The organism is Bradyrhizobium sp. SZCCHNS3016 (assembly GCF_032484535.1).
Lineage (GTDB): Bacteria > Pseudomonadota > Alphaproteobacteria > Rhizobiales > Xanthobacteraceae > Bradyrhizobium.
The window spans coordinates 1-20,996 of record NZ_JAUETE010000001.1 but is presented as its reverse complement, the minus strand read 5'-3'; the positions used below and the strand labels follow the sequence as shown (position 1 = coordinate 20,996).

Genomic DNA, 20,996 nt, shown 5'->3' with positions numbered 1-20,996 from the left:
CCCCTCACCAGCCTCTGCAGCCATCACAATCTAGGGATTACTGCATGATTTGGTCGGGGGTCCGCTAGGCGCGGTTCAGGAAAGTATTTTCGACGGGCGGACGGCCGTCCGCCTTGCGCCGGCGGGCGGCTCACCTAGCGGGCCGGCAATACCGCCGACGGCTCAGAGCCAGCCTTTTACAACCAGCCCTGCAGCTCGCGCAGCACGAGCTGCCGCAGCACCTCCATGCCGGGCGCGCTGTCGTTCAGGCACGGCACGGCGGAGAATTCCTCGCCGCCATTGTGCTTGAAGATCTCGCAATTCTCGCCGGAGATCTCCTCCAGCGTCTCCAGGCAGTCGGCGGCAAAGCCGGGCATCATCACGGCGATGCGCTTGACGCCGTCCTTGGCGAGCTTCTCGATGGTCTTGTCGGTATAGGGCTGCAGCCACTCCGAGAAGCCGAAGCGCGACTGGAAGGTCAGCAGCAGCTTGGTGTCGTCCATGCCGAGCCGCTTGCGCAGGAGTTCGGTGGTGGCGACGCACTGCTCGCGATAGGGATCGCCCTTGTCGACATATTCCTTGGGCATGCCGTGGAACGAGGCCACGATCAGCTCGGGCTTGTACGCCAGCGTCTTCAGATGATCCTCGATCGAGACGGCCAGCGCCTCGATGTAGAAGTCGTCGTTGTAATAAGGCGGCGTCACCCGCAGCGTCGGCTGCGCGCGCAGCTCGGTCAGCACGCGGAACGCCTCGTCGCACACGGTCGCCGAGGTCGCGGCTGAATATTGCGGATACAGCGGCACCACCAGGATGCGGTCGCAGCCCTTGGCCATGAGACCATCGACGCCAGCCTTGATCGACGGATTGCCGTAGCGCATCGCCCAGTCGACGATGACGTGGCTGCGGTCGGCCAGGCTCGTGGCCAGCTTCTCGCTCTGCGCACGGGTGATCGTCTTCAGCGGCGATTCGTTCTTCTCGGTGTTCCAGATCGACTGGTAGTCTTTCGCCTTCTTGCGCGGCCGGACATTGAGGATGATCCCGTTGAGGATGATCTTCCACAACAGGCCCTGGTCCTCGATGACGCGGCGGTCGGACAGGAACTCCTTCAAATACACCCGCACGCCGGCGGCGTCCGCCGTATCCGGCGTCCCGAGATTGACCAGCAGCACGCCGACGCGTGACGTGCTCGCGGCCGGCAACGGCCTGACGTCGACAGGCCTGGCATTGTCCAGAGAGATGGCGGCGGTCATGATGCCCGTGACTGCTGAAGGGCGTGGCTTGGCGGCTTGTTTCGACATTGTCAAGATAAGGGCCATTTCACCGATGTCATCGGGCTGGAGGAGCCATGACGATTGCCGAATTGTGCATTTTCGCCAGCGTGATGCTCTACCTCTTAACGATCCTGCCGGCGAAATGGATCAGCGTCGACGGTGCCGGGCGCTATGACAACGCCCGGCCGCGAGATCCCGCCTTCTACGCCGGCGGCATCCGCGAGCGGGCGCTGGGCGCCCATCAGAACGGCATCGAGGCGTTCCCGTTCTTTGCCGCGGCGGTGCTGCTGGCCGAGTTCCGCGGCGCGCCGCAGAACCTGATCAACGAGCTGTCGGTGCTGTTCGTGATCGTGCGCACCGCCTATGTGCTGACTTACGTCGGCAACCGGCCGTCGCTGCGCTCGATCCTGTGGGCAATCGGGTTTCTGATCACCGTCGCGATCTTCTTCCTGCCCCTGCTGCGCCAATACCTGCCGGTTTGAGTGGGCCCAGTTTCTGGACGTGAGAAGCGTCACATCTCCGTGTCCGCCGGGATGCTAACCACAACGGCCATGGGGGCTCCGTCTGTACGCCTTTCGTTTCTCCTTTGATCCAGTCCGCTGCGGCCGGTTGATTGGATTTGACGGCGAAATTCCCTATAGGGCGGAGTGAATTCGACTGCCGCAGCGGCACTGTGAGGCCGCCAGAGGGATCGTGATGACTTTGACCAGCTCGGCCCCCGCGCGCGCGCCGCGCGACCCGGGAAATTACCAGACCGCCCTGCAATCGACGGTGCGGGCGGCCGCGGACTGGCTGATCGCCAACCAGAAGCCCGACGGTCATTGGGTCGGCCGCGCCGAATCCAACGCCTGCATGGAGGCGCAATGGTGCTTGGCGCTGTGGTTCATGGGGCTCGAGGAGCATCCGCTGCGCAAGCGCCTGGGCCAGTCGCTGCTCGACAGCCAGCGCCCGGACGGCGCCTGGCAGGTCTATTTCGGCGCCCCCAATGGTGACATCAACGCGACCGTCGAGGCCTATGCCGCGCTGCGCTCGCTCGGCTTCCGCGACGACGAGCCGCCGGTGCGCCGCGCCCGCGAATGGATCGAGGCCAAGGGGGGCTTGCGCAACATTCGCGTGTTCACGCGCTATTGGCTGGCGCTGATCGGCGAATGGCCGTGGGAGAAGACCCCCAACATCCCGCCCGAGGTGATCTGGTTTCCGCTCTGGTTTCCGTTCTCGATCTACAATTTCGCGCAATGGGCACGCGCAACCCTGATGCCGATCGCGGTGCTGTCGGCGCGGCGGCCGAGCCGGCCGCTGCCGCCCGAGAACCGGCTGGACGCGCTGTTTCCGCATGGGCGCAGCGCGTTCGACTACGAGCTGCCGGTCAAGGCCAATGCCGGCGGCTGGGACAAGTTCTTCCGCGGCGCCGACAAGGTGCTGCATGCCCTGCAGAACCTCGGCAACAAGCTCAATCTCGGCCTGTTCCGCCCGGCGGCGACCAGCCGCGTGCTGGAATGGATGATCCGCCACCAGGATTTCGACGGGGCCTGGGGCGGCATCCAGCCGCCCTGGATCTACGGCCTGATGGCGCTCTACTCCGAGGGCTATCCGCTCAATCACCCCGTTCTCGCCAAGGGCCTCGATGCCCTGAACGATCCCGGCTGGCGAGTCGATGTCGGCGATGCCACCTACATCCAGGCGACCAACAGTCCAGTGTGGGACACGATCCTGACCCTGCTCGCCTTCGACGATGCCGGCGTGCTCGGCGATTACCCCGAGGCCGTCGACAAGGCGGTCGACTGGGTGCTCGACCGCCAGGTCCGCATGCCCGGCGACTGGTCGATGAAGCTGCCGCACGTCAAGCCGGGCGGCTGGGCGTTCGAATACGCCAACAACTATTATCCCGACACGGACGACACCGCCGTGGCGCTGATCGCGTTGGCGCCGCTGCGCCGTGATCCGAAGTGGCAGGCCAAGGGCATCGACGAGGCGATTCAGCTCGGCGTCGACTGGCTGATCGGCATGCAGAGCGAGGGCGGCGGCTGGGGCGCGTTCGACAAGGACAACAACCAGAAGATCCTGACCAGGATCCCGTTCTGCGACTATGGCGAGGCGCTCGATCCGCCGTCGGTCGACGTCACCGCCCACATCGTCGAGGCGTTCGGCAAGCTTGGCATCTCGCGCAATCATCCCGCCATGGTGCGCGCGCTCGACTACATCCGACGGGAGCAGGAGCCGAGCGGCCCGTGGTTCGGCCGCTGGGGCGTCAACTACGTCTACGGCACCGGCGCGGTGCTGCCGGCGCTGGCCGCGATCGGCGAGGACATGACGCAGCCCTATATCGGCCGCGCCTGCGACTGGCTGGTCACAAATCAGCAGGCCGATGGCGGCTGGGGCGAGAGCTGCGCCTCCTACATGGACATCAGCGCGGTCGGCCGCGGCACCACCACGGCGTCGCAGACGGCCTGGGCGCTGATGGCGCTGCTCGCCGCCAACCGGCCTGAGGACAAGGAGGCGATCGAGCGCGGCTGCACCTGGCTGGTCGAGCGCCAGTCGGCCGGCACCTGGGACGAGCCGGAATTCACCGGCACCGGCTTCCCCGGCTACGGCGTCGGCCAGACCATCAAGCTGAACGATCCCGCGCTGTCGGAGCGGCTGATGCAGGGCCCGGAGCTGTCCCGCGCCTTCATGCTCCGCTACGGCATGTACCGTCACTACTTCCCGCTGATGGCGCTGGGACGCGCGCTGCGGCCGCAGGGGCATGGGTAGGCGCGATTAGCAGCACGCCATCTTGGAAGCTGCAAGCCACGCCCACCGCTGTCGTCCCGGGCTTGACCCGGGACCCATAACTACCGGGAGTGGTTTGAGGCAGGCGCGTAGTTGGCAGTTCGCCCACCACCACGGCCGCGGAGTATGGGTCCCGGGTCAAGCCCGGGACGACACTGGTTGTTGTTGTGCCATCGTGGCCACTCCACCACTGTCATGCCCCGCGCAGCCGGGTTCATCCATTCCGCCGGAACAGAAGTGGAGGCCGACAAGCGGCGGCTCAGCCTGATCCGATCAGAAGCAGGTGGTGCGCTCGGCGGCCAAGTAGCCGAGCAGCAGGCCGGCGCCGAACAGCAGCACGAGGCCGGCGGCACCGAATTCGAGGCCGCGCATGATCAGTGCGCCGCCGCCCTCGCGGCCGGCACTGAGCCGCCGCGCGACGTCCTTGGCGGCGACGGCGAGCACCGCGATGGTCGCGACCGTCACGGCGGTGCCGAGCCCCATCACGAACGTCGCGGCGACGCCGGCCCAGAACAGGCCCTGCGCCAGCGCGAACACCAGCACCAAGATCGCGCCCGAGCACGGCCGGATGCCGGCGGCGAAGATCGCCTGGAAGCCGCGCTGCCAGCCGCCGGGTCCGGCGAGCTCGCTCGGCGCCGGGCCGTGGGAATGGCCGCAGCCGCAATCGTCGCCATGGACGTGATCATGATGGACGTGATCATGCGCCACCGCATGAGCATGATCGTGGCTATGATGGTCATGACCGTGGTGATCATGGTGATGCTCACGATGCTGGTGATCATGCGCGTGGCCATGATCATGGGCTGACTGCGCCACGGCAGCCGCGGGCGCGCCAGCGAGCGCCAGAGCCGGCGCCGCCGGCTGCCAGGTGCGCAGGAACGCCGCGCCCTTGACCCAGACCAGACGCGCGCCGAGCAGCGCGATCAGGCCGTAGCTCGCGATCTCCACCACTTTCTCGGCGCTGCACATGCTGGCCGCGGTGGCGTTGAGCAGCACGGCGCTGATCCCGACGATGGCGACCGCGACCAAGGCCTGCATCAGGCCCGAGGCGAACGACAATACGATGCCGCGCTTGGCCGTCTCCTGGTTGGCGACGAGATAGGACGCGATGACAGCCTTGCCGTGGCCCGGACCCGCGGCATGGAAGATGCCGTAGGCGAAGGAGATCGCGAGCAGCCACCACACCGCCGAGCCGTCTTCCTTGGCCGCGCGGATCGCCCCCGACATCTGGCGATAGAATTCCGACTGCTTGGCGAGCAGCCAGCCGACGATGCCGCCGACCTGTGGCTCCGCCGGTGCGCCGAACGGCGGCTTGGCGAGCAGCGCATGCGAGGCGGCGTCGGCGGCGACGAGTGCTGCGAGGATCGCAACGCAGGTCAGGAGCGGTCGAGCGGAGCTGGGGCGAGGCGTCATGGACATTCCACCGAGATCTTGTTGGCGAAGTTCATTCCGAAATTGGCGTTCGCCCCGCCGCTCAGGAATGTCTGTTCGTTCATGGTCTGCGCGACGGATCCGCCGTCGCTCGGTCTCACCAGGCCGAACTTGCAGCCCGAGGGAGCGCTGACCAGCGTGACGGGATCCTTCTCCGCCATCTGGAAATCGATGAAATAGCTGGGATCGTAGACCTCGACCTGGAGCTGCTTCGTCTTCACCGGCGCCTTCAGTGGCAGGGTGAAGTGCAGGGTCAGCTTGGTGTCCTTGTATTCGAGATAGTAGTCGACGGGGTCCTCGAGCTTCTGCTTGCGCCCGTCGGCCTTGAGGAAGGTGAAATAGGCATATTCCTTCAGCGACTCGGCGTTGGTCTGCGCCAGCGGCGCCAGCTCCTCGCGGGTGTAGACGCCCTTCTGCTTGGTCTCGAGGCCCTGCAGCGCGTAGGTCGCGAACATGTCGTCGAAGGTCCAGGCATGGCGCACGCCGGTCACCGAGCCATCGGCCGCATAGAGCAGCTCGCTGGTCGCGGTGACCCAGACATGCGGATGGGCGTTCGCCGCGCTCGCGCCGAATACGAGCGTCAGCGCAGCGAGGACGAACCGGACCAGCGCCATCCTCTTCACCTCAAGCGGCCTTGGCAACGTCGAGCAGGCCGCGCCGGCGCAGCAGCGCGTCGGGCTCGGGCTCGCGGCCGCGGAAGGCGATGTAGGCCGCTTCCGGATCGAGCGAGCCGCCGGAGGCGTAGACATTGTCGTGGAGCCGCTTGGCGACCGCCGGATCGAAGATGTTGCCGGCTTCCTCGAAGGCGCCGAAGGCATCCGCATCCATCACCTCCGACCACATGTAGCTGTAATAGCCCGCCGCATAATGGTCTCCCGAGAAGATATGGCCGAATTGAGTCGGCCGGTGGCGCAGCGCGATTTCGGGCGGCATGCCGATCTTCTCCATCTCCGCCCGCTCGAACGCGCGGACATCCTTGGACGCAGACGCCGGCTGGGTGTGGAACTCAAGATCGATCAGCGCCGAGGATACGAATTCGACGGTGGCAAAGCCCTGGTTGAAGCGGCGCGCGGCCAGGAAGCGCTCGAGCAGGTCCTGCGGCAGCGGCTCGCCCGTCTGGTAGTGGCGCGCGAAGGTCTGCAGCACCTCGGGACGCTCCTGCCAGTGCTCGTAGAGCTGCGACGGTAGCTCGACGAAATCGGTGAACACCGCAGTGCCCGACAGCGAGGGATAGGTCACGTTGGACAGGATGCCGTGCAGGCCGTGGCCGAACTCGTGGAACAAGGTGCGGGCATCGTCCGGCGACAGCAGCGACGGCTGTCCGTCGGCCCCCTTGGCGAAGTTGCAGACGTTGATGATCAAGGGCGCGGTGTCGCCATCGAGCTTCTGCTGGTCGCGCAGCGAGGTCATCCAGGCGCCGGAGCGCTTCGACGAGCGGGCAAAGTAGTCGCCATAGAACAGCGCCTTGTGGCGGCCGTCAGCGTCCTTGATCTCCCAGACCCGGACGTCCGGATGCCAGACCGGGATGTCCTTGCGTTCGGCGAAGGTGATGCCGAACAGCCGCGTGGCGCAGTCGAAGGCGGCTGCGATCATGTTGTCGAGCGAAAGATACGGCTTGATCGCCGCGTCGTCGAAGTTGGCCTTCGCCTGGCGCAGCTTCTCGGCGTAATAGCGCCAGTCCCAGGCCGCGAGCTTGAAGTTGCCGCCCTCCGCCGTGATCATCTCCTGCAGCTGGTCGCGGTCGGCCAGCGCCTTGGCGCGCGCCGGCTTCCAGACGCGCTCCAGCAGCCCGCGCACGGCCTCCGGCGTCTTCGCCATGGAATCCTCGAGGCGATAGGCGGCGAAGTTCGGAAAGCCCATGATCTTGGCGGCCTGCTCGCGCAACGACAGGATCTCGCCGATGACGGCGTTGTTGTCGTTGGAATTGCCATTGTCGCCGCGCGCGGTGAAGGCCTTGAACACCTTCTCGCGCAGGTCGCGGCGGGCAGAGCTCTGCAGGAACGGCTCGACCGAGGAGCGCGACAGGGTCACGATCGCCTTGCCGGGCATGCCGCGCTCTTCCGCCGCAGCCTTGGCAGCAGCCACGAAGCTCTCGGACAGCCCGGCGCGGTCGTCCTCGCCGAGCTCGAGGTACCAGTCCTGCTCGTCGCCGAGCACGTGGTGGCTGAAGGTGGTGCCGAGCTGGGCGAGCTTCTCGTTGATCTCGGCCATCCGCACCTTGTCATCGTCCGAGAGGCCGGCGCCGGCACGGCGGAAGCGGGTGTAGGTGCGCTCCAGGAGCCGCTGCTCCTCGCCGGTGAGCTTGAGGTCCTTGCGGTTGTCGTAGAGCAGCGCGATGCGGCCAAACAGCACGGCATTCATCATGATCGGGTTCCAGTGCCGCGCCATCCGCAGCGACACGTCCTTGTCGATCTCCAGAATCGCCGGGTTCGAATGCGCCGACACCAAGTCGTAGAACACCGCCGCGACCTTCGACAGCAGCTTGCCCGAGCGCTCCAGCGCCGTGATGGTGTTGGCGAAGTCCGGCTCGGCCGGATCATGGGTAATCGCGGTGATTTCGGCGGCGTGGTCGGCGAAGGCGCGCTCGAAGGCCGGCAGGAAGTGCTCGGGCCTGATCGCGTCGAAGGGCGGTGTCTGGTGCGGGGTCTCCCAGGCCACGAGCAGCGGGTTGGTCTGGGCGTCGATCACAGCGGTGGTGTCTGACATCGGCTGGGGTCCGTCCTCTCCCGGAAGTTCGATGCGCCCCTCATATCATGGAGCTGGCTCTTTTTGGGTCATTTCCCCTTGAAGGGCCGGGCCTTTTCGGAGAGATTGCGGCCCGCAACAGGACCCTGGACCATGAACGCAGAGACCACCTCCAAAGCCGGCCGCCAGATCGCCTGGCCGACCGTGATCACCGTCATCTCGGCGGCGATCCTGATCGGTGCCGAAGTGTTCGGTGCGGCCTTCGCCGGCGGCTGGGCGCTCGCGATTCTGTTCGGGCTCGGCGATGGCGGCGCGCACATCGTTCAGGCCGTGCTGTTCGCGATCGGCGTGTTTGTGATGATCGGCTTCATCCGTGGCGCGCAGCGCATCGAGCCGTTCACCAGGCGCGCGTGAGTCACGCAAAAACACTGTCCTGCAAGGGTGAACGCGTTACGAAACTTTAAGCTCGCTTAACGTTCGTTCAGACATCTGCGCAGCATGTGTGTCGCGTAAGCACAGATTAGGGAAATCTTTCCCGGCGCCCAAAAATTCCTTGCGAACGAAATTCAAAACGCTTATTTCCGCTTCTGCCCAATTTCGCACGTGCCTGTGGTCGTGTGTCAGTCGGTAGGTATCCGGACAAGAGGCCGGACAGCCGCCAAGGGATGAGGAACCGAGGGGCCCTCGGATCGTTGCGATCAAGATCACCATGATCGAGATCGTCATGCTCCAGAGCCCAGCATCTCTCTCAAGAGATGCCGCTGAAGGTCACCCCATCTTTTGCAACCGTGACTGGCAGCCGGAGGCGAACCGGCGCACCCCGCTCTCAACGGGGGACGCGACTTAAAGCAACGACGGATCGGGCTTTTTTGGTCTCTACCGGCAGTCCAAAGCCGGCGCGGGCTACTGAAAAGGCTTGTCCTTCATTGCCAGGTGTGCGGGCGGGAAATTCCCAACCAATCCACGGCAGCACAATTCGGCTACGGGTTCGAGGTTTTGTCGCCTTTCCATCGGGCGGCAACGCCAAGGCACCCGTGTCGGGATCATTTTGAACGGGTCTCGTCGCTGGGACCGTTTGGAGGGTGCTATGACCGAACGTATCCGGGAATTCCTGCGCAACCGCCGCGAGGAAGGTCTGGACCACGAGCCCTGTCTCGTCGTCGACCTCGACATCGTGCGCGACAACTACATGAGCTTCGCTCGCGCGTTGCCGGACAGCCGCGTGTTCTACGCGGTCAAGGCCAACCCGGCACCGGAAGTGCTGTCGCTGCTCGCCTCGCTCGGCTCGTCGTTCGACACGGCGACCGTCGCCGAGATCGAGATGGCGCTGGCCGCCGGTGCGACGCCGGACCGCATCTCCTATGGCAACACGATCAAGAAGGAGCGGGACATCGCGCGCGCCTATGCGCTCGGCATCCGCCTGTTCGCGGTCGACTGCGCCGCCGAGGTCGAGAAGATCGCGCGCGCCGCGCCGGGCGCCAAGGTGTTCTGCCGCATCCTGTACGATTGCGCCGGCGCCGAGTGGCCGCTGTCGCGCAAGTTCGGCTGTGATCCGGAGATGGCGGTCGACGTGCTGGACCTGGCCAAGCGGCTCGGCCTGGAGCCTTGCGGCATCTCGTTCCATGTCGGCTCGCAGCAGCGCAAGGTGAAGGCGTGGGACCGCGCGCTGGCGATGGCCTCGACGGTGTTCCGCGACTGCGCCGAGCGCGGCATCAACCTGACCATGGTGAACATGGGCGGGGGCTTCCCGACCAAGTACCTGAAGGACGTGCCGCCGGTCGTGCAGTACGGCCGCTCGATCTTCCGTGCGCTGCGCAAGCATTTCGGCAACCAGATCCCGGAGACGATCATCGAGCCGGGCCGCGGCATGGTCGGCAATGCCGGGATCATCGAGTCGGAAGTGGTGCTGATCTCGAAGAAGAGCGACGAGGACGAGCTGCGCTGGGTCTATCTCGACATCGGCAAGTTCGGCGGTCTCGCCGAGACGATGGACGAGTCGATCCGCTACGCCATCCGCACCCCGCATGAGGGCGCGGAGATGACCCCGTGCGTGCTCGCCGGCCCGACCTGCGATTCGGCCGACGTGATGTACGAGAAGCTGCCGTATCCGCTGCCGGTGACGCTCTCGATCGGCGACAAGGTGCTGATCGAGGGGACCGGGGCCTATACGTCGACCTACGCGTCGGTGGCCTTCAACGGCATCCCCCCGCTGAAGACCTATCACATCTGACCTGGCTTGCTTCGCCACCCGCTTGCGGGTGAGACGACGCGAAGCTTCGGGTGGGGCTGCCCCCACCCCGACCCTCCCCCGCAAGCGGGGGAGGGAGCGATAGACCGACACCCTCAACCTGACATCACGTGCTTGCGCGCGGGCGAAAGCCTCCCGGCGCAGGCCGGGGACTGACGTGCCATGACCGCTTTTTGCTCCCAACCGACTGCGCCCCATCGGACTGCCGCTCCGTTCGTGATCCGCAGCGAGCGTGCCTCCGACGTGCCGGCGCGCGAGACGCTGCTGGATGCCTGCTTCGGCGACAACCGCCATGAGCGCACCTGCCAGCGCCTGCGCGACGGACGCGCGCCCGCCGCAGGACTCGCCTTGTCGGCGGTGCGCGGCGGCGCCCTGGTGGGAACGCTACGGTTGTGGCACGTCAGCGCCGGCGGACGCGACGCGCTGATGCTGGGGCCGCTGGCGGTCGCGGCCGAGGCGCGCAGCCTCGGCGTTGGCGCGGCGCTGATGAACGCCGCGCTGATGATCGCGGCGTCGCGCGGCCATAGCGCCGTGATCCTGCTCGGCGACGCGCCCTATTACGCCCGCTTCGGCTTCTCGGTCGCGCAGACCGCCGCGCTGGAGCTGCCCGGCCCGTTCGCGCGCGAGCGCTTGCTCGGGCTCGAGCTGGTCGAGGGTGCGCTCGATGGCGCCGCAGGCCCGATCCGCGCCACCGGTGCCCGAGAGCGGAAGGCCCGCCGCAGCCGCAAGGAGCGGCTGGTATCATGCGCGGCGTAACCGCCCGCGACGGGCACGCACCGCGGCGGCGGACATTGCTGCCGACGCTCCTGCTGATCCTGCTCGGGATCATGATCGTCCGCGACATTGTGGTCCGCCGCTGGTCCAGCGCCCCACCTCCCGGACCCGACGTCACGCGGCTGCGTTAGGCATTCCTGGGCAACCGGCGCCCGGCCCGCCCCGCCAGGGGTTGCGCAGGTGCAGCAAAAGCTCTTTAACCCCCGAAAATCCCCCGACGAGGTCCAAAATGCCCCGCCGCCTGATCTCTACCGGATCACCGTTCGAGAAGACCGCCGGCTACAGCCGCGCGGTGATCGATGGCGATTTCGCCTTCGTCGCCGGCACCACCGGCTACGACTACACCACGATGACGATGCCGGCCGATGTCACGAGCCAGTCACGCAACTGCTTCAAGACCATCGCGGCGGCCCTGCAGGAGGGCGGCTTCGCGATGGCCGACATCGTCCGTGCGACCTACTACATCACCGACGTCAACGATGCCGACGCGCATTTCGCCGTCTGCGGCGAGGTACTCGGCGAGATCCGCCCCGCAGCCACGCTGCTCGTCGTCGCCGGCCTCTACAAGCCCGAGATGAAGGTCGAAATCGAAGTCACCGCCAAGCGCCGCAGCGCCTGATCACTATCGCCTGCTACATTTGCGCCTCGGCGCAGCACTCGTCCGAGAAGAGAGACCAATTATGAGCTCGCAGATCCACGCCAAGATTTCCGGCCCCATCGTGATGATCGGCTTCGGCTCGATCGGCAAGGGCACCCTGCCTTTGATCGAACGCCATTTCGACTACGACAAGAGCCGCTTCGTCATCATCGATCCGCATGACGATGGCGCGCTGGCGAAGAAGCATGGCGTCCGCTTCATCCAGCAGGGCGTGACCCGCGACAACTACCGCGATCTGCTGGTGCCGCTGCTCACCGAAGGCGGCGGCCAGGGCTTCTGCGTCAACCTGTCGGTCGACACCTCCTCGGTCGACCTCATGACGATGTGCCGCGAGATCGGCGCGCTCTACATCGACACCGTCGTCGAGCCGTGGGCCGGCTTCTATTTCGACAAGCAGATGGGCGTCGAGCAGCGCTCCAACTACGCGCTGCGGGAGACGCTGCTCGCCGCCCGCCGCAAGAGCCCGGGCGGCACCACCGCCGTCTCCACCTGCGGCGCCAATCCCGGCATGGTGTCCTGGTTCGTCAAGCAGGCGCTGCTCGACATCGCCAAGGACACCAAGACCGAGATCGTCGAGCCGAAGAGCCGCGAGGGCTGGGCGCAGCTAATGCAGAAGCTCGGCGTCAAGGGCGTCCACATCGCCGAGCGCGACACCCAGCGCTCCAAGAACCCGAAGCCGATGGACGTGTTCGTCAACACCTGGTCGGTCGAGGGTTTTGTCTCCGAGGGCATGCAGCCGGCCGAGCTCGGCTGGGGCACGCACGAGACATGGATGCCGGAGAACGGCCGCCGCCACGCCGAGGGCTGCGGCGCAGCGATCTATCTGCTGCAGCCGGGCGCCAACACCCGCGTGCGCTCGTGGTGCCCGACGCCGGGCGCGCAATACGGCTTCCTGGTGACCCACAACGAGTCGATCTCGATCGCCGACTACTACACCGTGCGCGACGGCGACAAGGTCGTCTATCGTCCGACCTGCCACTACGCCTATCACCCGGCCAATGACGCCGTGCTGTCGCTGCACGAGATCTTCGGCGCCACCGGCAAGATGCAGGGGAAGTGGCACATCCTCGACGAGAACGAGATCGTCGACGGCATCGACGAGCTCGGCGTGCTGCTCTACGGCCACGGCAAGAACGCCTATTGGTACGGCTCGCAGCTCTCGATCGAGGAGACCCGCCGCATCGCGCCGTATCAGAACGCGACCGGGATGCAGGTGTCGTCAGCGGTGCTCGCCGGCATGGTGTGGGCGCTGGAAAACCCGACCGCCGGCATCGTCGAAGCCGACGAGATGGACTTCCGCCGCTGCCTGGAGATCCAGTCGCCCTATCTCGGCCCGGTGAAGGGCTACTACACCGACTGGACGCCGCTGAACGATCGCCCGGGCCTGTTCCCGGAGGATATCGACACGTCCGATCCCTGGCAGTTCCGCAACATCCTGGTGCGGTAAACCTCCACTGTCGTCCCGGGCAAGCCACGACGGCAACGCCGTCGTGGCGCCGACCCGGGACCCATACTCCCCGGCGGGTATGAGACGGGAGATGGAGCTAACAGCCTGCCTCGAACGACGTCCTGGGGTTATGGGTCCCGGCGTTCGCCGGGACGACAGCGGAATTTGTGGCCGCGTTTGGGCCTCTTCAGTTACTTCCGCTCCATCGTCGGCGCGATCTTCTCGGCCGGGGCTGGCGGCAGCGCAGGCTTGGCGCCTTCCTTTTGAGCTTCCACGTCAGGGCGCGCGGGCTCTGGCGCCGGCGTGGTCGGGCGGGTGCCGCCGGGCTTGGACTCGGCCGGTGTCGCGGACGGCTCAGGCGAGGCCGAGGGCGTCGCCTGCGCGACCTGGTCGGGATGATTGGCCTTGATCTCGGTCAGCGAGACGACGGCCACGAGCACGCCGAGGACGAACAGACCCGCTGCCAGCAGCATGTCCCGGCGCAACGTCTGTTTGCTGTTGATCAAGGCCATGGCTTGTCATCCGCATCCTATGATGTGCGGAACAACGGTCACGCGCCTGCGAGGTTCCATCGGAGCCTGCGCCCCAGTGCCCCATCAGAGCCGCAGCAGGCCGGCCTCGCCGCTTTCGTCCGAGAATGCGAGCCACGTTCCCGCAGCATTCCAGCCCAGCGCCACGATCGGCGGCGTCTCGTTCCGCCGCACCAGGATCTCGGCGCCGTCCTGCATCCGCACCATCAGCACGGTGCCGTCCTCATAGCCGCAGGCCAGGATGTCCTGCTTGGGATGGCAGGCGACAGCGGTGACCTTGGCCTTCATCGGCGCCAGCATCGCCGGCTCCTTGCCCATCGGGCCATCCTTGCCGACGAACGGCCAGAGGATGACCATGTCGGCCCCCGAGGTCGCCAGGAAACGGCCGCCGCTGCCCCAGGACATCGACTTCACCCGCGACGGGTAGCCGGTCATCCGCATGTGCCTGCTATCAGCGAGCCGCCAGCCATGCAGCGCCGGCTCGTGCATCGCGGTGACCAGGAACTTGTTGTCGGGGCTGAAGGTGACGGCGTGATGCGAGCCGGCCCAGCCGAGGAATTCCGGCTCGCCCGCCATGTTGGGAAACCACAAGGTGGCGCCGTTGTAATGCGCGATCGCGAGCCGCAGGCCCTTCGGCGCAAACGCAAGTCCGCCCGCGGTCGACGGCACCTCGAGCGACTTCTCCTCGCCCTTGGGCTGACGCACGAACGCGGTCTTGCCGACCGACCAGGCGATCGCACCATCCGGATGAAGCGCAACGTTGTCGATCCAACGTCGCTTCGGATCGGTCACGAGCACGCTGACGCTGCCCGCCTTGTCGAGCGAGGAAACCTTGCCGTCATCGCCGCCGATCACGATGCGCGATCCGTCCGATACCGCAGACAGGATGCCGCCGCCTGACACCTCGACCTTGCTGATCTCACCCTCGCCGTCGACGACCGCGACGCTCTCCTCGGTGCCGACGAAGACGGCGCGATCTCCGAGATGGTGCACGGCCGTGACGGCCATGCCGAGCGAGACCGGCTTCACCTTGTCGGTGACGGACACGATGGATGCGGCCTCGCCGCTCTGGTCGAACGACGTCATCAGGTCACGATGCAGCGTTCGAAACCTTCGCGGATGGCGTCTTCCGGCAGCTCGCGGCCGATGAAGACGACGCGGCTTTCGCGCGCCTCGTCGGGCTTCCACTTCCGCTGGTGATCGCCTTCCAGCATCATGTGCACGCCCTGGAAGACGTAGCGGTCGTCATCGTCCTGAAACGACAGGATGCCCTTGGAGCGCAGGATCTTGCCGCCCTCGGTCTGCACCAGGTTCTGCAGCCACGGCATGAACTTCGACGGATCGAGCGGCTTGTCGGAGCGCAGCGACAGCGACTGCATCTCCTCGTCGTGATAGTGCTTCAGGCCGTGATCGTGATGATGATGGTGATCATGGCCGTGGTCGTGATCATGGTGGTGATGATCGTGATCGTCGCCCGCTTCGAGGAATTGCGGCTCGATCTCCAGAATGCGGTCGAGATCGAACGCGCCGCGCTCCAGCACATCCGAGATCGCGATCTGGCAGCGCTCGGTGCGATGCAGCTTTGCGTAGGGGTTGATGGCGCGGATGCGCGCCTCGACCTCGGCGAGCTCCGGCTTGGTGACGAGATCGGTCTTGTTGAGCACGATCACGTCGGCAAACGCGATCTGGTTCTTGGCCTCCGGCGCATCCTTGAGCCGGTCCGACAGCCATTTGGCATCGGCCACCGTCACCACGGCATCGAGCCGCGCGTTCTTCTGCACGTCCTCGTCGACGAAGAAGGTCTGCGCCACAGGCGCCGGATCGGCCAGCCCGGTGGTCTCGACGATGATGGCGTCGAACTTGCCCTTGCGCCGCATCAGGCCAGAGATGATGCGCACGAGATCGCCGCGCACGGTGCAGCAGATGCAGCCATTGTTCATCTCGAACACTTCCTCATCGGCGCCGACGATGAGGTCGTTGTCGATGCCGATCTCGCCGAATTCGTTGACGATGACGGCGTATTTCTTGCCGTGGTCTTCCGAGAGGATGCGGTTCAGAAGCGTGGTCTTGCCGGCCCCGAGATAGCCGGTCAGGACCGTCACTGGTGTCTTGCTCGCGTCGGACATGCTCACTCCGAAAACCTCAGATCGCGTCGAAAATGGCTCAAAAAGCGCGCCGCCGCGAGGGCTCGAAAACCCTAACGGACCAGCGCGCTCGTCAGGGCCCTTATATTGTGCCTGACCATGGCAATGTAAGTGGGAACGGGGCCCTTTTCATCGCTCAGGGCGTCGGAATACAGCGTGCCGCCGATCTTCGCGCCGGTCTCGGCGGCGATCCGGCCGACCAGCCGGTCGTCGTTGAAATTCTCCAGGAAGACGGCCGGAATCCCAGCTTTTTTCACTTGGCGGATGATCTCGGCGACGTCGCGGGCCGACGGCTCGGTCTCGGTGGAGACGCCGAGCGGGGCGATGAAGGCGACGCCATAGGCATCGGCGAAATAACCGAAGGCGTCATGGGTCGAGATCACCTTGCGCCGCTCGGCCGGGATCTTGTCGATCTCGGCGCGGACCTCGCGGTCGAGTGCACCGAGCTCGCCGAGATAGCGCTCCGCATTGGCCTTGAAGACTTCCGCGTCTGCGGGGTCGGCCGCGACCAGCGCATCGCGGATGTTCTTCACATAGACCTTGGCGTTGCCGACCGACTGCCAGGCGTGCGGATCGGCATCCGAGCCGCGCTTGCGCGGGGTGATGCCCTGGGTGGCGACGACGATCGGCGCCTTGCTGCCGGAGGCCTGCTGCAGCCGCGGCAGCCAGCCCTCCAGCCCGAGACCGTTGACGATCAGGAGCTGCGCGGCGCCGACATCCTTCGCATCATGCGGCGTCGGCGTGTAGACGTGCACGTCGCTGTCCGGCCCGACCAGCGAGGCGACATTGACCTTGTCACCGCCGACCTGGCGGACGAAATCAGCGAGAATCGAGAAGCTGGTGACGACCTTCAGCCGGGTCTCGGCCGATGCGGGGACAATCAGAACAAGGCCGACGAGCAGGCTCAGCGCGGACAGCAGGCGTTTCATGGGCATCGACTTCAAGCTTCGAGATGGCGTCCCGGAAACAGTTGCGGAAGCACGCCGCCCACGCGTCCGAACAGTACCGAGCCGAGATAGAGCAAGGACGCGACCAGGATGATCGCAGGCCCCGAGGGAATGCGGGTCTGGAACGACAGCACCAGACCGACATAGCCGGAGACGATCGCCGAGGCGACCGCGATGCAGATCATCGGCGTGACGTCGCGCGACCAGAACCGGGCGATCCCCGCCGGCAGGATCATCAGGCCGACAGCGAGCAACGTGCCGAGGGCCTGGAAGCCATTGACGAGGTTGACGACGATCAGGGCGAGGAAGATCAGATGCGCCGGCGCACCGGCGCGGCTCACGGTGCGCAGGAACAAGGGATCGACGCTCTCGACGACCAGCGGGCGGTAGATCACGGCGAGCACGACGAGCGTGATGGTGGCGTTGGTCGCGACCATCAGCAAGGTCGGGTCGTCCATCGCCAGGATGTTGCCGAACAGCACGTGCAAGAGATCGACGTTGGTGCCCTTGACCGAGACGATGGTGACGCCGATCGCGAGTGACGCCAGATAGAAGGTCGCGAGCGACGCGTCCTCCTTCAGCCCGGTCGAGCGCGAGACGAGCCCCGATAGCAGCGCCACGGCAAAGCCGGCGATCAGGCCGCCGGTCGTCATCGCAAACAAATTGAGACCCGACAGCAGGAAACCGATCGCCGCGCCGGGAAGGATCGCATGTGCCATGGCGTCGCCGACCAGGCTCATGCGCCTGAGCATCAGGAAGACGCCGATCGGTCCGGAGCCGAGCGACAGCGCGATGACCGCGGCGAGCGCGCGGCGCATGAACTCGAAATCCGAGAACGGAGCGAACAGCACCTCGCGCAGCATCATGCCGCCTTGGAGGCTTGCGCGGGCACGCATGGCGCGGCGGCATCGTCGAACGCCTCGCACATCCGACGCGCCTGCGACAGATTGTCGGCGGTCAGCACCTCCGCCGTCGGTCCCCAGGCCACGGCCTCGCGCGCCAGCAGCAGGGTCTGCGGGAAATGCGCGCGCACCATCTCCATGTCGTGCAGCGCCGCCAGCACGGTGCGCCGCTCGCCATGCCAGTGCTCGATCAGTTGCAACAGGTCGGCCGAGGTCTTCGTGTCCATCGCATTGAACGGCTCGTCGAGCACGATCACGCGGGCATCCTGCAGCAGCACGCGCGCGAACAGCATGCGCTGCATCTGGCCGCCCGACAGCGTGCCGATGCCGCGCCCCTCGAAGCCGGTCAGCCCGACGGCTGCGATCGCCTGCGCGATCTTCTCGCGCGCGACCGCGCCGATGCCGCCGAACATGCCGGTGCTACGCCACAGTCCGGTGCTGACGAAATCGAACACCGAGATCGGGAAGGAGCGGTCGATATCGGCGATCTGCGGCAGATAGGCGATTTCGCGCGGCTTCAGGCCGGCCGCGGCGATGGTGCCGGCGAGCGGCTTCAACAGCCCGACGATGCCGCGAAACAGCGTCGACTTGCCGGCGCCGTTGGGGCCGACCACGGCGAGCAGCGCACCCGTCGCGACCTCACCGGTGAGGTGATGCACGGCGGGGTGGCGGTCGTAGCCCAGAGTCACGTCGCGGAATTGCAGCTGGACCATGGCCGTCATCACCGCATCGCCAGCCAGACGATCAGCCAGAGCACCGCGCTCGCCGCCAGCGCCGCGCCGAGCCGGGTGGTGACCGGCATGCGCAGGATCGACCACGGCGCCGGCTGCGCCGGATGCGGCGCCGCGGGACCGTGGCTGTGGGCATGGCTGTGGCCATGCCCGTGGGCATGGGAATGGCCGTGGCTATGGAGGGCAGGCTGCGTCATTTCGTCATAATGTTACATTATAACATCACCCCTGTCCACCGGCCGGCTGGCGGTGTTTCTGAGGCCGGAGGTCATCGCCTCATCCGTCATTGCGAGCGCAGCGCGCTGCGCTCGCAATGACGGATGAGAGATCGTGCCTCGCTCTGCCCGCCGATCCGTCAGCTCAGATACCGCATCAGCGCGAGGCCGCCGAACAGGCCGGCGATGGAGATGCCGACCGAGCCGAGCACATACAGTGCGGCCAGCCCAAGCGCGCCGCGCTCATAGAGCAGCGCGGTGTCGAGCGAGAACGCCGAGAACGTGGTGTAGCCGCCAAGGATGCCGGTCATCAGGAACAGCCGCCAATGCTGGGGCGCTTCGCCCTTGAAGGCGAGGTAGCCGGCGATCAGGCCCATCACGGTGGAGCCGGTGATATTGATGATGAAGGTGCCGTACGGGAAGTCCGTCCCGAATGCCCTGGCGCTGGCCATGTTGATCGCGTGCCGTAGCGAGGCGCCGCAGCCGCCGCCGAAGAAGACGAGAAAAAAACCGACCAGTTGATTCACGGGACCTTACCTGCAGACCGCATCGAGAGACGGAATGCCCTGCCCTCGTCGCGAATGGAGCAAAACTTTTGCCGCAAGGGCGCCGCTCTTGCAAGGATCGCCCTCGTCAAAAGCCTTGCCATGAAAAAGGGCGGCGAGCCGAAGCCGCCGCCCTGGTCGCTTGCTCGCGTCAGCGATCAGATCGCCTTGCCGTAGAGCTCGTCGACGTAATCCCAGTTGATCAGGTTCTCGACGAACGCCTTCAGATAGTCGGGACGGCGGTTGCGATAGTCGATGTAGTAGGAGTGCTCCCAGACGTCGCAGCCGAGGATCGGGGTCGCGCCGTGCACCAGCGGGTTCTCGCCGTTCGGGGTCTTGGAGATTTCGAGCTTGCCGTTCTTGACCGAGAGCCAGCACCAGCCGGAGCCGAACTGGCCGACGCCGGCGGCGGCGAAGTCGGCCTTGAACTTCTCGAAGCCGCCGAGATCCTCGTCGATCTTCTTCTCGAGCCGGCCGGGCAGCTTGGCGCCGCCGCCGTTCGGCTTCATCCAGGACCAGAAATGGATGTGGTTGAAATGCTGGCCGGCATTGTTGAACACGGCGGGGTTCTTGCCGAACGAGCCCTTGACGATCTCCTCGAGGGACTTGCCTTCGAATTCGGTCCCCTTGATCGCATTGTTGCCGTTGGTCACATAGGCCTGATGATGCTTGTCGTGATGGTACTCGAGCGTCTCCTTGGACATGTAGGGTCCGAGGGCTTCATAGGCGTAAGGCAGGGGGGGAAGCGTAAAGGTCATGGGGGCGGTTCCGCAACTTGTGGAAGACGGGATTTAACGGGACCTTCTTATAGAAGGTTCCGACACCGTAAAACACCGTGAATTTGGAAAAAGCGAGCCGCTTTGATGAGCATCGAGATCGACATATTGAATGGTGACGCCGCCTGGCCGCTAGTCAAGCCGCTTTACGACGCGGTTTGGCCGCCCGAGGTGGTCTCCGGATTGCCGTGGGCAGGTATCACATTTGCGCATGCCGACCTGCGGGTGCTGGTGCAGGACGACAGCGGCGAGGTGCTGTGCCATGTCGGCATCTATCGCCGTCTCGTGAAGTGGAACGGTCAGAACGTCAATGTCGCCGGCATCGGCGGCGTTTTGACGCGTGCCGACATGCGCAACCGCGGTCTCGCCACGGTGGGACTGAACGCGGCGATCCAGACCCTGCGGCACGAGGACTCGATCAACTACGCCGTGCTGTTCTGCGCGGCGGATCGCATCCCCTTCTATACGGCACGCGGCTTCATTCCGTTCGACGGCGACGTCTACGCCGAGCAGCCTGAGCAGGGCCGCATCCGCTTCGACACGCTGTCTGCGCTCGTGCACGACGTCAAGCGCACCGCGCCGACGCGCGGCACCATTGACCTCTGCGGCCTGCCGTGGTGAGGCCGCTCTCCCCTGTCGTCCCGGACAAGCGCGCGGCACGCGCGCGCAGATCCGGGACCCATATCTCCAGGGAGATGTTTGAGGCACGCCGGCCATTCGCGCTTTGCCCATGATGTCCGCTGCGGCGTATGGGTCCCGGCTCAAGGCCGGGACGACAGCGGAGCACATGGCAGTCTTCCGAAAAAAATAATCCTCTTGCGTTTTTTACGAAATCATGATTGTATCCCGGCATCCCGCCTCACCGCAGAGCAACTGTGCTGTGTAGGCCGGCGAACGGCCGGCCTCAAGGCTGGCGCGAGACGCGCCCCCGCCTTCGGCGGCTG

The 20,996-nt window shown here is 65.8% G+C and carries 21 protein-coding genes; 8 read left to right on the top strand and 13 right to left on the bottom strand.

The genetic code is table 11. The annotated features are described in order from the left end of the window. Positions 1-176 precede the first annotated feature (176 nt). The gene (hemH, locus tag QW881_RS00105; RefSeq protein ID WP_315759457.1) at positions 177-1,229 is read right to left on the bottom strand and encodes a ferrochelatase; all 1,053 of its coding nucleotides are present in this window, start codon (positions 1,227-1,229) and stop codon (positions 177-179) included. A 95-nt stretch (positions 1,230-1,324) separates the two neighbouring features. On the opposite strand from hemH, the gene QW881_RS00100 reads away from it, so the two are divergent. Both QW881_RS00100 and shc read left to right on the top strand, forming a co-directional pair. Then, positions 1,325-1,732, top strand: a complete 408-nt coding sequence (locus tag QW881_RS00100; protein WP_315736460.1) for an MAPEG family protein — start codon at positions 1,325-1,327, stop codon at positions 1,730-1,732. Positions 1,733-1,946: 214 nt separating this feature from the next. After that, a complete protein-coding gene (shc, locus tag QW881_RS00095; RefSeq protein WP_315759458.1) occupies positions 1,947-4,001 on the top strand; it encodes a squalene--hopene cyclase in 2,055 nt (684 codons plus the stop codon). Between the two features lie 291 nt (positions 4,002-4,292). Here shc and QW881_RS00090 read toward each other — a convergent pair whose 3' ends face one another. Genes QW881_RS00090 through QW881_RS00080 form a run of 3 tightly spaced genes read right to left on the bottom strand, consistent with a single transcriptional unit; the run spans position 4,293 to position 8,156 of the window. After that, positions 4,293-5,432: a nickel/cobalt transporter gene (locus QW881_RS00090; RefSeq protein WP_315759459.1), complete on the bottom strand. Its 1,140-nt coding sequence runs from the start codon at positions 5,430-5,432 to the stop codon at positions 4,293-4,295. After that, positions 5,429-6,064, bottom strand: a complete 636-nt coding sequence (locus QW881_RS00085; protein WP_315759461.1) for a DUF1007 family protein — start codon at positions 6,062-6,064, stop codon at positions 5,429-5,431. Before QW881_RS00085 ends, QW881_RS00090 begins: the two co-directional genes overlap by 4 nt. A gap of 10 nt (positions 6,065-6,074) precedes the next feature. After that, entirely contained in the window at positions 6,075-8,156 is a 2,082-nt protein-coding gene (locus QW881_RS00080) for a M3 family metallopeptidase (RefSeq protein ID WP_315759462.1), read from the bottom strand. 132 nt (positions 8,157-8,288) lie between these two features. On the opposite strand from QW881_RS00080, the gene QW881_RS00075 reads away from it, so the two are divergent. The 5 genes from QW881_RS00075 (at position 8,289) to QW881_RS00055 (ending at position 13,262) form a co-directional block, all read left to right on the top strand. Continuing rightward, positions 8,289-8,549, top strand: a complete 261-nt coding sequence (locus tag QW881_RS00075) for a hypothetical protein (RefSeq protein WP_315716541.1) — start codon at positions 8,289-8,291, stop codon at positions 8,547-8,549. A 673-nt stretch (positions 8,550-9,222) separates the two neighbouring features. After that, complete coding sequence (locus QW881_RS00070; protein WP_315759463.1) at positions 9,223-10,365, top strand: type III PLP-dependent enzyme; 1,143 nt, start codon at positions 9,223-9,225, stop codon at positions 10,363-10,365. Positions 10,366-10,545: 180 nt separating this feature from the next. Further along, positions 10,546-11,139, top strand: coding sequence for an N-acetyltransferase (locus QW881_RS00065; protein ID WP_315759464.1), 594 nt, complete (start codon positions 10,546-10,548; stop codon positions 11,137-11,139). Positions 11,140-11,386: 247 nt separating this feature from the next. Continuing rightward, positions 11,387-11,776 (top strand): RidA family protein, encoded by a 390-nt coding sequence (locus tag QW881_RS00060; protein ID WP_315759465.1) that lies wholly within the window; start codon positions 11,387-11,389, stop codon positions 11,774-11,776. A 61-nt stretch (positions 11,777-11,837) separates the two neighbouring features. Continuing rightward, positions 11,838-13,262 carry a homospermidine synthase gene (locus QW881_RS00055; protein ID WP_315759466.1) on the top strand — a complete coding sequence of 475 codons (1,425 nt, stop codon included), beginning with the start codon at positions 11,838-11,840 and terminating at the stop codon, positions 13,260-13,262. 191 nt (positions 13,263-13,453) lie between these two features. Here QW881_RS00055 and QW881_RS00050 read toward each other — a convergent pair whose 3' ends face one another. The 9 genes from QW881_RS00050 to QW881_RS00010 form a co-directional block, all read right to left on the bottom strand. Next, positions 13,454-13,774 carry a hypothetical protein gene (locus QW881_RS00050; RefSeq protein WP_315759467.1) on the bottom strand — a complete coding sequence of 107 codons (321 nt, stop codon included), beginning with the start codon at positions 13,772-13,774 and terminating at the stop codon, positions 13,454-13,456. An 84-nt stretch (positions 13,775-13,858) separates the two neighbouring features. Next, positions 13,859-14,878, bottom strand: a complete 1,020-nt coding sequence (locus tag QW881_RS00045) for a WD40 repeat domain-containing protein (protein ID WP_315759468.1) — start codon at positions 14,876-14,878, stop codon at positions 13,859-13,861. Further along, positions 14,878-15,918 carry a CobW family GTP-binding protein gene (locus QW881_RS00040; RefSeq protein WP_409998878.1) on the bottom strand — a complete coding sequence of 347 codons (1,041 nt, stop codon included), beginning with the start codon at positions 15,916-15,918 and terminating at the stop codon, positions 14,878-14,880. Before QW881_RS00040 ends, QW881_RS00045 begins: the two co-directional genes overlap by 1 nt. A gap of 71 nt (positions 15,919-15,989) precedes the next feature. Continuing rightward, a complete protein-coding gene (locus QW881_RS00035) occupies positions 15,990-16,865 on the bottom strand; it encodes a metal ABC transporter substrate-binding protein (RefSeq protein ID WP_315759469.1) in 876 nt (291 codons plus the stop codon). A gap of 11 nt (positions 16,866-16,876) precedes the next feature. Continuing rightward, a complete protein-coding gene (locus QW881_RS00030; RefSeq protein WP_409999051.1) occupies positions 16,877-17,749 on the bottom strand; it encodes a metal ABC transporter permease in 873 nt (290 codons plus the stop codon). Continuing rightward, positions 17,746-18,507: an ABC transporter ATP-binding protein gene (locus QW881_RS00025; RefSeq protein ID WP_315759470.1), complete on the bottom strand. Its 762-nt coding sequence runs from the start codon at positions 18,505-18,507 to the stop codon at positions 17,746-17,748. The genes QW881_RS00030 and QW881_RS00025 overlap by 4 nt, the downstream gene beginning before the upstream one ends. After that, complete coding sequence (locus QW881_RS00020) at positions 18,507-18,713, bottom strand: hypothetical protein (RefSeq protein ID WP_315759471.1); 207 nt, start codon at positions 18,711-18,713, stop codon at positions 18,507-18,509. Before QW881_RS00020 ends, QW881_RS00025 begins: the two co-directional genes overlap by 1 nt. A gap of 158 nt (positions 18,714-18,871) precedes the next feature. Then, on the bottom strand, positions 18,872-19,258 hold the full coding sequence (crcB, locus tag QW881_RS00015) for a fluoride efflux transporter CrcB (RefSeq protein WP_315759472.1): 387 nt from the start codon (positions 19,256-19,258) through the stop codon (positions 18,872-18,874). Between the two features lie 176 nt (positions 19,259-19,434). Beyond that, the gene (locus QW881_RS00010) at positions 19,435-20,034 is read right to left on the bottom strand and encodes a superoxide dismutase (protein ID WP_315759473.1); all 600 of its coding nucleotides are present in this window, start codon (positions 20,032-20,034) and stop codon (positions 19,435-19,437) included. A 105-nt stretch (positions 20,035-20,139) separates the two neighbouring features. Here QW881_RS00010 and QW881_RS00005 point away from each other — a divergent pair, with 105 nt between their 5' ends. After that, positions 20,140-20,673 (top strand): GNAT family N-acetyltransferase, encoded by a 534-nt coding sequence (locus QW881_RS00005; protein ID WP_315759474.1) that lies wholly within the window; start codon positions 20,140-20,142, stop codon positions 20,671-20,673. Positions 20,674-20,996 lie beyond the last annotated feature (323 nt).

Bases quoted from the DNA above. Each gene is read 5' to 3' on its own strand.
- hemH (WP_315759457.1), bottom strand. From the start codon at position 1,229: ATGACCGCCGCCATCTCTCTGGACAATGCCAGGCCTGTCGACGTCAGG.
- QW881_RS00100 (WP_315736460.1), top strand. From the start codon at position 1,325: ATGACGATTGCCGAATTGTGCATTTTCGCCAGCGTGATGCTCTACCTC.
- shc (WP_315759458.1), top strand. From the start codon at position 1,947: ATGACTTTGACCAGCTCGGCCCCCGCGCGCGCGCCGCGCGACCCGGGA.
- QW881_RS00090 (WP_315759459.1), bottom strand. From the start codon at position 5,432: ATGACGCCTCGCCCCAGCTCCGCTCGACCGCTCCTGACCTGCGTTGCG.
- QW881_RS00085 (WP_315759461.1), bottom strand. From the start codon at position 6,064: ATGGCGCTGGTCCGGTTCGTCCTCGCTGCGCTGACGCTCGTATTCGGC.
- QW881_RS00080 (WP_315759462.1), bottom strand. From the start codon at position 8,156: ATGTCAGACACCACCGCTGTGATCGACGCCCAGACCAACCCGCTGCTC.
- QW881_RS00075 (WP_315716541.1), top strand. From the start codon at position 8,289: ATGAACGCAGAGACCACCTCCAAAGCCGGCCGCCAGATCGCCTGGCCG.
- QW881_RS00070 (WP_315759463.1), top strand. From the start codon at position 9,223: ATGACCGAACGTATCCGGGAATTCCTGCGCAACCGCCGCGAGGAAGGT.
- QW881_RS00065 (WP_315759464.1), top strand. From the start codon at position 10,546: ATGACCGCTTTTTGCTCCCAACCGACTGCGCCCCATCGGACTGCCGCT.
- QW881_RS00060 (WP_315759465.1), top strand. From the start codon at position 11,387: ATGCCCCGCCGCCTGATCTCTACCGGATCACCGTTCGAGAAGACCGCC.
- QW881_RS00055 (WP_315759466.1), top strand. From the start codon at position 11,838: ATGAGCTCGCAGATCCACGCCAAGATTTCCGGCCCCATCGTGATGATC.
- QW881_RS00050 (WP_315759467.1), bottom strand. From the start codon at position 13,774: ATGGCCTTGATCAACAGCAAACAGACGTTGCGCCGGGACATGCTGCTG.
- QW881_RS00045 (WP_315759468.1), bottom strand. From the start codon at position 14,878: ATGACGTCGTTCGACCAGAGCGGCGAGGCCGCATCCATCGTGTCCGTC.
- QW881_RS00040 (WP_409998878.1), bottom strand. From the start codon at position 15,918: ATGTCCGACGCGAGCAAGACACCAGTGACGGTCCTGACCGGCTATCTC.
- QW881_RS00035 (WP_315759469.1), bottom strand. From the start codon at position 16,865: ATGAAACGCCTGCTGTCCGCGCTGAGCCTGCTCGTCGGCCTTGTTCTG.
- QW881_RS00030 (WP_409999051.1), bottom strand. From the start codon at position 17,749: ATGATGCTGCGCGAGGTGCTGTTCGCTCCGTTCTCGGATTTCGAGTTC.
- QW881_RS00025 (WP_315759470.1), bottom strand. From the start codon at position 18,507: ATGACGGCCATGGTCCAGCTGCAATTCCGCGACGTGACTCTGGGCTAC.
- QW881_RS00020 (WP_315759471.1), bottom strand. From the start codon at position 18,713: ATGACGCAGCCTGCCCTCCATAGCCACGGCCATTCCCATGCCCACGGG.
- QW881_RS00010 (WP_315759473.1), bottom strand. From the start codon at position 20,034: ATGACCTTTACGCTTCCCCCCCTGCCTTACGCCTATGAAGCCCTCGGA.
- QW881_RS00005 (WP_315759474.1), top strand. From the start codon at position 20,140: ATGAGCATCGAGATCGACATATTGAATGGTGACGCCGCCTGGCCGCTA.